The sequence below is a fragment of the Psychromonas marina genome (assembly GCF_030161115.1).
In the GTDB taxonomy this organism is placed as follows: Bacteria; Pseudomonadota; Gammaproteobacteria; order Enterobacterales; family Psychromonadaceae; genus Psychromonas; species Psychromonas marina.
This window is the reverse complement of sequence record NZ_BSPQ01000001.1, coordinates 512,884-525,094: the sequence shown is the minus strand read 5'-3', so window position 1 is coordinate 525,094 and position 12,211 is coordinate 512,884. Positions and strand designations below refer to the sequence as shown.

Sequence of the window (12,211 nt, the reverse complement as noted above, 5' to 3'; positions counted from 1 at the left end):
TGATACAACAGCTCCCTATTTTGATAGGGGGCTTTTTTTGTTTTTAATAGAGAGATTAAATTGGAGGTTATATGTCTGACTTAACGGTTTCAACATCTATATTAACATCTGCAGGCGGTAGTTTAACGACTGAGACTGCAACTGTAAAAAGTGTCAATAAAGCGTCAACAGCAACACTAACTAGCAGCGCTTTAGAGAAAATGAGTGCATTGCAAGCAACTGAAAAACAAAAAGCAACGTCTGAGCAAGAGGTTGATAACGTGATTGATGAGTTGAATACTTTTATGCAAAGTATGCAACGTAATCTCTCTTTCACTATCGATGAAGAACTGGGGCAGGCGATTATCTCGGTAAAAGATGGTGAAACCGAGGAGGTTATTCGTCAGATCCCTTCTGAAGAGTTAGTTGTATTACGTAAAAAAATGGATGATGTAGCTGGTATCTTGTTCGATACTGAAGTTTAATTACTCGGTATTTTTTCTTGTTTGGCTTGATTTTTGCATGTTTTATGTCGGTTCATTATTTTGAAAATTCACTTTCGCAATTAAGTCAGGAGTTATAATGTCTTCAATCACTTCCACTGGCATGGGGTCAGGATTAGATATTAATGGTATCGTGACCGCGATGGTGAACGCCGAAAAAGATCCCGCAACCGCAAAAATAATGAAGGCATCAGCCGATGCGACAGCCCAAATTTCAGCCTATGGTATGCTTAATAGTGAACTCTCAGAGTTTAAATCCTCCTACTCCGATCTCGGTTATAACTCCACATTTTCAGCGGCTAACGCTTCAACAAGTGATGATGAAATACTTGATGCAACCTTAGGCATAGGAGCTGCAACAGGAACGTGGGAGTTTGAAGTAAAACAGCGCGCACAAGCACATACATTAATAACCTCTGCTGCAGATAATATAGAGGATGTTAACGAGCCTATCGGTACTGGCGTGATCTCTTTTCGTTTTGGAAGTTACAGTGATGTCGATGGTAGTTTTTCCGTCGACCCTAATAAGCCTGTGGAAAGCTTAACCATAGATAGTAGTAATAATTCGCTGACATTAATGCGTGATACCATTAATGATAAAGAAAATAACTATAGTGTGTCTGCCTCGATTATTAATGATGGTACCAATTATCGCTTAGTATTAACCAGTAAAGAGACTGGGGAAACAAGCGCCATTGAAATGACGGTTGCAGATGAGGATGGTGGTTTAGTCGATGATGGTGTCGGCCTTTCTCGCTTTACTTACAGTGAGACGAACAAAAGCTTACAGCAAACTGCAGCCGCTCAAGATGCATTGATTGATATGAATGGTATCGATATTAGCAGCAGCAGCAATGAAGTTACTAATGTGATTGAAGGTGTGACGCTGAATCTATATGGCGAAACAGAAGTGGGTAAAAAAGTTACGCTGAGAATTAATCAAGACACCACAAAGGTACAAGAACAAATAGAAGCGTTTGTTGAAAACTACAATAGTACTATTAGTAAAATGAATGAATTAACGGCCGCAGGTGGTACAGGCAGTGATGGCGGTATTTTGAATGGTGACTCCACCGTCCGCAGTATCCGTGAGCAGATGCGTTCAGTGCTAAATACCCAAGTGAGCCATATCGAAGGTAGCGTTCGTAGTTTTTCTGATCTCGGTATGTTGACTGAGCGTGATGGAACATTAACCTTGGATGCCGCTAAATTTGCAGAGGTATTAAAGAGTGATATGCCTAGTGTTGCTGAGTTTTTTACTGCATCGGGGGGATCGACTGATCCTCAAATTAGTTTTGACAGCAATAATAGCTTAACGAAGCCTGGATCTTATCCTGTAGAGGTGACACAGCTTGCCACACAAGGCACATTAACAGGTGCTGACATTAGTGGATTAACCTTCCCTTTTACCATTAATGACGACAATGATTCTTTTACTATGCGTGTTGATGGCTATCTGTCAGGTGATATTAACCTGAGGCAGAAAAGCTACGCTTCGATTGAAGATCTTGCTACCGAAATGCAGTCACAAATTAACTCAGATAGTAACTTTGTAGAAAATAAAATTAAGGTAAGTGTTGTTAATGATCTTGGTAGCCTGACGGTTAATTCTAATCGATATGGAGAAAGATCTACCGTTGCATTTACTCAAGTAGATAGTGATTTTTTATCTGATCTCGGGTTTGATGTGTCAGGGGGAGTTAATGGTATTAATGCCGCCGGTACTATTGATGGCAAACCTGCTTACGCTGATGGACAATATTTACTTTCGGAAGAGGGCGATTCAACGGGCATGAAGTTGCTTATCGAAGGCGGTGCATTAGGGCCTCGTGGTGAAGTAACCTATGCTGAAGGGTTAACTAAGATCATGAATAATGTGCTCGATGGTATTATCGATCTTAATATCAGCGACTCAATTGGTGATGTAGAATCCAGTGATGGCATGATCGACTCAAAAGTAGATTCTTTATACAAAAAGATATGGTCGGAAGAGGATAAACTCGAAACCTTAAACTACCGTATGGATAAGTTAGAAGCGCGCTTGTTTAAATCCTTCAATGCGATGGATATGGCTGTTTCAAACTTAAATAGTACGCGTGAATATTTGAAGAGTACTTTAGATGCACTACCTGGTTATACGCGTGATAATTAACACGGCTTAAGGCGTAAATATTTGCTTTGTTAGTTCATTATTTATAATTTTTAATACAAATATTTTACAGCCGTGTTTCGCTATTTACAGCAAAGGGCAAAATCTTGCCGCTTTTAGCCCATCTTCGGTCACGCTGAAATCTGTTTCATCTGCATTACCAAATTTAACGACAGAGCATTATTACCTATTCTTTATTTTGATCTAAGCGTAATAAAATAAAAGCAACGTTATTGATTGTGCTTATTTATATGCCTTTATTTTATTTTTGTTACGTTGCATCAATAATGACTTCTCTTTTAAGCTTTTAAAGCAATCATCTGCACGCATTTGCAATGACTGAACAGCATGATCAAGCTTTTTTAGTTGTTCAAGATTATCGATTAGCTGCGCTTCAGGTTGACTATCAAGCAGGTGGTTTATTTTATCACTAAAAAGCACCTGCTGCTGTTGAAACTGGCTATACAATTCATCATCTAACAGGGTATGGAGTTGTTTTTCAAGTTCAAAAAGCTGCTCAAGTTGTGCTTGGCTGTTAGTCATTATTATCTCTTATTAGGCATCAAAACTAGCGATTATATTGTTGACGAATATCTTGAGGAATACCATCCCACCCTGATTTTATTTCAGAAATCAGCGAGATAACCTCCGTTAATAGTGAGACATCATTTTTTATATTCGCTTGGGTTACTTGGCTTATCATATAAGCATATAAGCTATATAAATTGGTTGAAATCTCTCCGCCTTTTTCCATATCTAAGCTATCTTGAAGCTCACCAATCAAACCGATGACTTTACCGAGCATTTTATTTTTATTTTCTATTTCTTTACGATCGATAGCCCCTTTTGCACCAGCCAAATTACCGAGTATATGCTGCATAATTAATGAAATAAGAGTATGAGGATCAGCTTGTTCGATATGTGAAAGATTTGTGCTTTGATATTGTTGAATAGAGCGACGCATAATATTTTCCTTTACTACCCATTTAAAATTTATTGTAAACAGTTACCATAACCACATATAAATATATCTTTATTATCAATGGTTTTAAGTTTATTTGTGTTCTGTTTTAGTGAACTTACTGAAGCACACTGACATCCAGTCTTTATTACTGTATTTATTATGCAATATTTAAGCCTATCTGCAAGGCCTCTGTTATTAACTATTTTTTTGAACATATTTCAAGTCAAATCAATATCCATTTGTCATTTAATAGACATCGTCATGTTTTTGACTTTTAAAGTCCCTATTTGCTAAAAAGTGGCATAAAATAGCGCAAACTTAAATTTAGTGAGTCTATTCTATGGAAGAAAGAGCGCCAGTCTATTTAGTGGCAATGGAAGCAAAGCAATTCGATGTTTTAAAAACCGTATTGCACTTTGTTGGTGAAGCATGTGAAGCTGTTGAAAAAGCATGCCTATCAAAACGTGTTGATGAGCGTAAACCACTTGCAATTATTTACGGTGATGCACTTCCTGAAGAGATCTCGACTCGCTTTTCTCAATTACCATTTTTGACACTGCAAGGCGTTAAAGCTCTCTCTCTGAATAATCATATTGGTACATTAACATTACCGATTGTTTATGAGCAGCTCACACAACTGTTGCATTACTGCCAATCATTTCATAATCCCGGCAAAAAATTACAAAAATCCAATAATTATCTGACCAAATCATTAGTTGGCCGTGGGGCGCGCATCCAAGAGATACGTTATCTTATTGAGCAGGTTTCAGATAGCAAAGCTAACGTACTCATTTTAGGCGAGTCAGGCACGGGTAAAGAGGTCGTTGCTCGCTCAATCCATGACGTCTCTAATCGCAAAAAAGGCCCTTTTGTACCCGTAAACTGTGGTGCTATTCCTGCTGAGCTGTTAGAAAGTGAGCTATTTGGACACGAAAAAGGAGCCTTTACGGGCGCTTTCTCATCACGTAAAGGGCGTTTTGAATTAGCTGCTGGTGGTACTCTTTTCTTGGATGAGATCGGCGATATGCCAATGCCGATGCAGGTGAAATTATTACGTGTTTTACAGGAGCGTACCTTTGAACGTGTCGGTGGTACTAAATCATTACAGGCTGATGTACGTGTTATTGCAGCAACCCATCGTAATTTAGAAGCTCTTATAGAGAAAGGTGAGTTCCGCGAAGATCTTTATTATCGACTAAATGTTTTTCCTATTGAAAAGCCTGCTCTTCGTGAACGACAGGAAGATATTCCTCTATTATTGCAAGAGTTATTATCACGTCATGAAGTGGATCATAAAGCGACATTACGTTTTACACAACGCGCCCTTGATTCTCTGATGCAACATAATTGGCCGGGTAATGTACGCGAACTTTCAAATCTTTTAGAGCGACTACTTATTCTTCATGCGAATAAAATTATTGACCTAAATGATCTGCCTATCAAGTATCGTTATCTCGATGCCCAAGGTGAAGAGGTTGAACAGATACAGTTTAGCGAAGAACAAGAATTGTTAGCTGAGCGTGATGCGTTATCCGGCATGTTTGGTGGAGCACCTGTTGTTGTCGAAGACGCAGATGTGTTTGATGGTTCACAAGGGTTTTTAGGGCATCTTCCTCCAGAGGGAATGAATTTAAAAAATAAGATCACTGAATTTGAAATAGAGATGATTCGTCAAGCACTTGAAAGCCAAGATGGTGTTGTCTCCCATGCAGCTGAACTACTTTCGATGCGTCGTACAACTTTAGTTGAAAAAATGAAAAAATATGGATTAAATAAAGATGGTTGATTGATATTTAGCCACTTCACCTCTGTTAAGTAATAACTGCTAGCCCATTAATATGGGCTTTTTTAGCTGTCATTTTTGTGGCTAAGGTGTTTTAATTTGCTGTTTTTAATGAGGTTTTCTGTGTTGGCATAAATTGTGCTTAAAGCTTGTCAGAGCAAACTTTTAAGTAGGTGATAAAATGACCAGTGATAAGCCAGAGCAGAATTCCCAAGACGATAACAGTGTGTTACAACAAGAATCATTTGCTGGTGAATTAACACAGTTACGTGCACAAGCGGCTTATATGGACCAACTGTATAGCGAATTACCCTCAGGGCTTATCGTGATTGATGGTAATGGAATTGTCGAGCAAGCTAATCGTGTTGCGCTTACGTTACTTGGTGAGCCACTTAAAGGTCAGCTTTGGAGTGATATCATTGATCGCTCTTTTGCACCAAAAAATGATGATGGTCATGAGATTTCATTAAAAAATGGTCGCCGGATTCAGCTCTCAATCTCTTCACTCAATGGTCGTCCTGGTCAACTTATTTTATTAACTGACCTGACCGATACACGTCAACTGCAAGAGCATGTTGCAAAACTTAAACGCCTTTCATCGCTCGGTAAAATGGTGGCTTCATTAGCACATCAAATCAGAACACCACTCTCCGCTGCGATGTTATATGGCGCTAACCTTGCGAATAAAACCCTGACAGAAAGTTCACGCTCGCGTTTTCAAGGCAAACTGATGAATCGTTTAAATGACCTAGAGACGCAGGTAAATGATATGTTACTTTTTGCACGCAGTGGCGATCGAAAAATTATTGAAGAGGTCTCGTTAGTGGCACTGTTTGAACAAGTAAAAGATGCCAGTGAAACGATGTTAATGCAGGTTGGTGGCCATATGCAGTGCCGTTTACCGGATCCTGACCTTATCATTATGGCGAATAAAAGTGCGCTCGCGAGTGCAATGACCAACCTTATCTCTAATGCAGTTGAAGCGACTGGAAAAGGGGTACAGCTTTATGTCAGTACGCAGCGCCGTGGTGAGGGAGAGGTCGAAATTTCAGTGATGGATAATGGTCCTGGTATTGAAAAACAGGATATCGCTAAGGTGATGGAAGCATTTTACACTACCAAATCACAGGGCACAGGGCTTGGTTTAGCCGTTGTACAGTCGATTGCTCAATCACATAAGGGTAGCGTAGAAGTAAAGTCAGAGTTTGGTAAAGGCAGTTGTTTTACCTTGGTGCTGCCGCTACATCGTGTCGGCGAGTATAAAAATATAGCCCTTAATCAAGCGGTGGGAAGTTAATATGTCACAGGGAAGATTATTAGTTGTTGAAGATGATGCGGGCTTACGTGAGGCGCTTGTTGATACGCTGTTATTAGCGGGCTATCACTGTGATGAAGTTGATAGTGGTGAAGCGGCATTGATCATATTGAATCAGCAAAACTTTGACATGGTGATCAGTGATATACAGATGGGGGGAATGTCTGGTTTAACGTTACTACAAAATATTAAAGCTAAATATCCAACTTTACCTGTGTTATTGATGACAGCCTATGCAACGATTAATGATGCCGTCAATGCGATTCGTGATGGTGCCATTGACTATTTAGCCAAACCTTTCTCGCCCCAAGTATTAATGAGCCAAGTAAGCCGTTATGTAGCTGTGCATAAAGTGGAATCATGCACCCCTATTTATGGCGATAGCAGTACCGAGAAGATGTTTAAAATGGCCAGTAAAGTCGCGCTAAGTGATGCATCGGTAATGATAACTGGCCCCAGTGGTAGCGGCAAGGAAGTGCTTTCACGTTTTTTGCATGATCAATCTGCACGAAGTGAAGAAGCATTTATAGCGATTAACTGTGGCGCAATACCGGATAGCATGCTCGAATCAACACTATTTGGTTATGAAAAGGGGGCATTTACAGGCGCAGTACAAGCGTGTCCAGGTAAATTTGAACAGGCTCAAAATGGCACTATTTTACTAGATGAAATAACCGAAATGCCGTTGGATCTACAAGTTAAATTATTACGTGTTTTACAGGAACGTGAGGTTGAACGTTTAGGATCCCGTAAAACCATTAAACTCAATATTCGTGTTCTTGCTACCAGTAATAGAGACCTTAAAAAAGCGGTTGATGATGGCACTTTTAGAGAAGATCTTTATTACCGCTTAAATGTATTCCCACTGCAATGGTTGCCACTCAATAAACGTAAGGGGGATATTTTACCGTTAGCAGAACACCTTTTATCACGTCATGCATTAGCACAACATCAACCAATCCCTATATTAACAGAACAAGCTAAATCGTTATTATTAGCTTATCCGTGGCCTGGTAATGTGCGTGAACTCGATAATGTCATGCAACGCGCACTGATATTATCTGACGGTCAAAAAATTGACGTCTCGGTGTTGATTCTAGAGGATATTCAGTTTGAGCATATTTGCGAGGCACAACAAATCGTTGAGCAACATGTTGAGGAGGTAAAAATAGAGGCAATGATTGAACCTGCTGCACTTGGCAAAGGACTTAAGGTTCAAGAACAAAAAATAATTTTGGAGGCATTACAAAGTTGTTCTGGTAAGCGAAAAGATGTTGCTGAATTATTAGGGATTAGTCCGCGTACCTTACGTTATAAAATTGCAAGAATGAAAGAGCAAGGTATTGCGTTACCAGTCTAAGCAGAAAGCTAAAGACTAGGTAGTTTAAAGCCTGTTTCTATCAGCAAAACTTACAATTTAATGTGCCTTTGTTGTTTTTAAGCTAACAGCTTTGATTTTTTATGGTCAGGTAAACAAGTTTTAAAATAACTGCAACGTTTAAATCACCCTAGCGTCCTTTTTAATATCATCGATACTACTATTAATAGTAAGTGTTAATGTAACCGTGTGGCCACTCTGGTTAAATAGACTGATATTTTCTTGACTGCTTATTTGGGGATAATTAATATACTGATTTTTCTATCTCCATGTGAACATTACGTTAAATGCATGCTATTTCGCTAAAATAAATACTAAAAACACCAGCAATGAAAAATTATTGGGTTCATTAAAACATGAAAAATAAAACAAACTATTGCAAACAGTAATCGTTATCATTAGAATGTTTTTATATTGATAACCATTACCATTCGGATGAATTATATGTCACCTAAAAAACTATTTGCTCGTAGCGCCGCGATGATTGCATTAACCACTGCTTCATTTTCTACCTTTGCAGAAGAGGTGAATATCTACTCTTTTCGACAAGCTTTTTTAATTGAACCTATTATGGAGAAATTCACAGAGCAAACGGGTATTAAAGTTAACATTTTATTTGCAAATAAAGGTCTGATCGAACGTGTTAAACGCGAAGGTGAATTATCACCGGCCGATGTGGTACTTACTACTGATATTAGCCGTCTAGTCTCATTAACTAGCCAAGATTTAACGCAACCGATCCAAAGCGAAAAGTTAAACAGTAATATCCCAAGTCAGTACCGTGATCCAGAGAATCAATGGTTTGCATTAACTACACGTGTACGTAATATCTATTCTTCATCTGAGCGAATTGGTCCTGTTGATATTACTTATCAAGATCTAGCAAAACCAGAGTTCAAAGGTAAAATTTGTACTCGTTCAGGTAAACATCCTTATAACGTGTCATTGGTGGCTTCTGTGATTGCACATGAAGGTGAGGCTAACGCTAAAGTATGGCTTGAAAGTGTTAAAGCTAATCTTGCCCGCAAACCACAGGGCAATGATCGCGCACAAGTTAAAGCAGTAAAAGATGGTCTATGTGATTATGCATTAGGTAATAACTACTACTTAGGAAAAATGTTAGCAGACCCTAAACAAGTTAGCTGGGCAGAAGCCGTTAATATTAACTTTCCAAACCAAAACACAACCGGATCCCATGTTAATGTAAGCGGTGTTGTATTAACTAAATACGCTCCGAATAAAGCCAATGCTATTAAATTGATTGAATTTTTGTCTGATGATGTTGCTCAACAGATGTATGCGGAAGTTAATTACGAATACCCTGTAAAAGTAAGTGTACAACCTTCAAAATTGGTTGCATCATGGGGACAATTTAAAGCGGATACTTTACCGCTTGCAGAAATCGCTAAACAGCATCAAGCTGCTGTTAAATTATTGGATGAAGTGAAGTTTGATCTCTAACAAATCTTGGTTTTATAAGTTACTCCCTTGGGGGGTAACTTTTTTATTAGTTATGCCGATAATAGCACTCGTAATGAGTGCTTTTTCCGTTGATGAGAGTAGTAGTTTTCAACACCTTATCGATACTGTTTTGTTCGATTATACCTTTACTACGCTGAAGGTTATTGCAGGGGTATTATTACTTAGCTTCTGTTTTGCACTGCCTAGCGCTTGGTTTATCTCCTGCTGTGAGTTTCCAAGTCGCTCAATATTGCAATGGGCATTAATGCTACCATTGGCGCTCCCCCCCTATATTGTTGCTATTGTTTATACGGATCTATTAGATTTTAGTGGGCCTGTTCAGCAGTTTCTTCGTGAGTTTATGCACTGGCAATCAGTCAGTGACTATTATTTCCCTGATATTCGTACTATTTATGGTGCGATGGTTATTTTAGCGTTGGCGCTATACCCCTATCTCTATCTATTATTACGTAGTGCTTTTTTAGGTCAATCAGGCGGATTGTTTCAAGCCGCTCGCACATTGGGCCTGTCACCTTTCCAAGCCTTTAGGCGTGTTTCATTTCCTCTGTCTCGTTCTGCTATGGCGGTCGGGTTATCGTTGATTGCCATGGAAACATTAGGGGATTTTGCAACGGTAAACTATTTTGCAGTGCATACGTTAACCACCGCCGTTTATGATACCTGGTTAGAATTGGGCAGCTTAACCACTGCTGCAAAAATATCCTCTATTATGTTATTAGCGTTGGTGATATTTATCGGTTTAGAAGGGCATAGTCGCCGCAAACAGAAAATTTATCAGCGTAGTGGCGCAACACATACCGATTTACGTTTTGAATTAATTGGATGGCGTAAATTTTCAGTGTTAGCTTTTTTGTGGGGCTTATTGTTCTTAGCTTTTATTCTGCCGCTTAGTGTACTCATCTATTATGCGTTTAGTTATTTTGCAGTCTCGCTTAATGCGCAGCTTTGGCAATATACACTGAACAGTTTTTGGTTAGCTTCTATTGTGGCTTCTCTCGCGTTACTGATTGGTCTAATTGTTAATTTTTATCAACGTCTCGCGCCGGGTTTGCTTGCTAAAACATGTATTCGTTTATCATCGTTAGGTTACGCAGTACCGGGAACAGTGGTCGCTATTGCAGTATTAATTCCATTTACGCATTTAGATTTATGGTTTAATCGTCAGCTTGTTGAATTTGGTTTTTCACGCGTAGGACTTATATTCTCTGGCACACTATTTATTTTGGTGATCGGTTATTTGGTCCGTTTTAGTGCAATTGCTGTGGGCAGTATTGGCAGTAGTTTAGAACAAGTTGCTCCTTCACTTGATCTGGCATCGCGTTCATTAGGTCAAACCGCAGGGCAAACTATTCGCCGTGTGAATTTACCCCTCATTAAAAAAGGGATGCTGACTGCATTTATTTTAGTGTTTATTGAAGCGATGAAAGAACTACCGACTGCACTGTTATTACGTCCTTTTAATTTTGAAACATTGGCAACTTATGTTTATCAATTTGTCTCTGACGAGATGATTGAATATGCCGCATTACCTGCATTGTTAATTGTGTTGATGGGATTAATTCCCTTTATTGTTGTAAATCGTTTATTAGAGAAGGCAAGTTAATGTCTGCGTTAGTGATTAAAAATTTAAACTGCTTTTACCAAGAAAATAAGCAAAAAAACCATATTTTAAAAAATCTGGATCTAGAGTTACAAGATAATGAAATTGTTTGTTTATTAGGAGAGAGTGGTTGTGGTAAAACAACGCTGTTACGTGCGGTTTCTGGTTTACAGAACAATATCCATGGTGATATTACCATTAATGGTAATCGGGTAAATGGAGAGTCGATTAATCTCGCGCCTGAACAACGTAAAGTCGGTCTTATCTTTCAGGATTATGCACTTTTCCCTCACCTAAGTGTGTTTGATAATATTGCATTTTCATTGCAAAAAATGGGTAAAGAAGCAAAAAGAGAACGTGTAGAGAAAGTATTGGCGCTAGTGCAACTAAGCGAGTTTTCTGAACGCTTCCCACATCAACTTTCTGGTGGACAGCAGCAACGTATCGCCATCGCACGAGCGCTTGCTTATCAACCAGAGTTAATGCTACTTGATGAACCTTTTTCAAACCTTGATCAGCATGTTCGTTTTAAGCTGATCAAAGAGATTCGCCTGTTACTTAAAAAGCATGCGATGAGTGCACTATTTGTGACTCACTCTAAAGAGGAAGGTTTTGCCTTTGCAGATAAAATCGCCTTGATGCGAGCAGGAAAAATAATACAGATAGGTGCACCTCAGCAGCTGTATAGCCAGCCTAGTTCTCGTTACGTTGCTGACTTTATGGGCACCAGTAATTATATCGATGTACAAGTGGCAGCGGATAATCAATTACTCTCTGATTTTGGTCAATTGATTAATGATAGTGCGGTTAAGCATCCACTGGGCAGCTCTTTGCAACTATTATTACGTCCTGAACAAATTGCGATCAATATTGCGGTAGAGGGAGTGGGGGCGATTGTTGATGTTGATTTTCTCGGTGCCTTTCAACAATTTACTGTTAACTTTAAGGGTAAGTTATATGTTGTTAAACAGAATAATTTACAGGAAGGCTACCAGATTGGAGATCGCGTCAACCTTTCTATTATTAACCATGATTTTGTGCTGTTTAACGACTAATTG

The 12,211-nt window shown here is 39.0% G+C and carries 10 protein-coding genes; 8 read left to right on the top strand and 2 right to left on the bottom strand.

Features of this window, described 5'->3' with window-relative positions; all coding sequences use genetic code 11:
• Positions 1 to 71: 71 nt before the first annotated feature.
• Positions 72 to 464 (top strand): flagellar protein FlaG, encoded by a 393-nt coding sequence (locus QQK09_RS02510; protein WP_284202536.1) that lies wholly within the window; start codon positions 72 to 74, stop codon positions 462 to 464.
• Positions 465 to 561: 97 nt separating this feature from the next.
• Positions 562 to 2,634, top strand: a complete 2,073-nt coding sequence (fliD, locus tag QQK09_RS02505; RefSeq protein ID WP_284202535.1) for a flagellar filament capping protein FliD — start codon at positions 562 to 564, stop codon at positions 2,632 to 2,634.
• 240 nt (positions 2,635 to 2,874) lie between these two features.
• Here fliD and QQK09_RS02500 read toward each other — a convergent pair whose 3' ends face one another.
• Both QQK09_RS02500 and fliS read right to left on the bottom strand, forming a co-directional pair.
• The gene (locus tag QQK09_RS02500; RefSeq protein ID WP_284202534.1) at positions 2,875 to 3,174 is read right to left on the bottom strand and encodes a hypothetical protein; all 300 of its coding nucleotides are present in this window, start codon (positions 3,172 to 3,174) and stop codon (positions 2,875 to 2,877) included.
• A gap of 25 nt (positions 3,175 to 3,199) precedes the next feature.
• Entirely contained in the window at positions 3,200 to 3,595 is a 396-nt protein-coding gene (gene fliS, locus QQK09_RS02495) for a flagellar export chaperone FliS (RefSeq protein WP_284202533.1), read from the bottom strand.
• A gap of 340 nt (positions 3,596 to 3,935) precedes the next feature.
• On the opposite strand from fliS, the gene QQK09_RS02490 reads away from it, so the two are divergent.
• The 6 genes from QQK09_RS02490 (at position 3,936) to QQK09_RS02465 (ending at position 12,208) form a co-directional block, all read left to right on the top strand.
• Complete coding sequence (locus QQK09_RS02490; protein ID WP_284202532.1) at positions 3,936 to 5,381, top strand: sigma-54 dependent transcriptional regulator; 1,446 nt, start codon at positions 3,936 to 3,938, stop codon at positions 5,379 to 5,381.
• A gap of 178 nt (positions 5,382 to 5,559) precedes the next feature.
• Positions 5,560 to 6,675, top strand: coding sequence for a sensor histidine kinase (locus tag QQK09_RS02485; RefSeq protein ID WP_284202531.1), 1,116 nt, complete (start codon positions 5,560 to 5,562; stop codon positions 6,673 to 6,675).
• 1 nt (position 6,676) lies between these two features.
• Positions 6,677 to 8,053 (top strand): sigma-54-dependent transcriptional regulator, encoded by a 1,377-nt coding sequence (locus tag QQK09_RS02480; protein ID WP_284202530.1) that lies wholly within the window; start codon positions 6,677 to 6,679, stop codon positions 8,051 to 8,053.
• A gap of 462 nt (positions 8,054 to 8,515) precedes the next feature.
• Complete coding sequence (locus QQK09_RS02475) at positions 8,516 to 9,532, top strand: Fe(3+) ABC transporter substrate-binding protein (RefSeq protein WP_284202529.1); 1,017 nt, start codon at positions 8,516 to 8,518, stop codon at positions 9,530 to 9,532.
• Positions 9,533 to 9,605: 73 nt separating this feature from the next.
• Positions 9,606 to 11,156: an ABC transporter permease gene (locus tag QQK09_RS02470; RefSeq protein WP_284202528.1), complete on the top strand. Its 1,551-nt coding sequence runs from the start codon at positions 9,606 to 9,608 to the stop codon at positions 11,154 to 11,156.
• Complete coding sequence (locus QQK09_RS02465; protein WP_284202527.1) at positions 11,156 to 12,208, top strand: ABC transporter ATP-binding protein; 1,053 nt, start codon at positions 11,156 to 11,158, stop codon at positions 12,206 to 12,208. Before QQK09_RS02470 ends, QQK09_RS02465 begins: the two co-directional genes overlap by 1 nt.
• Positions 12,209 to 12,211 lie beyond the last annotated feature (3 nt).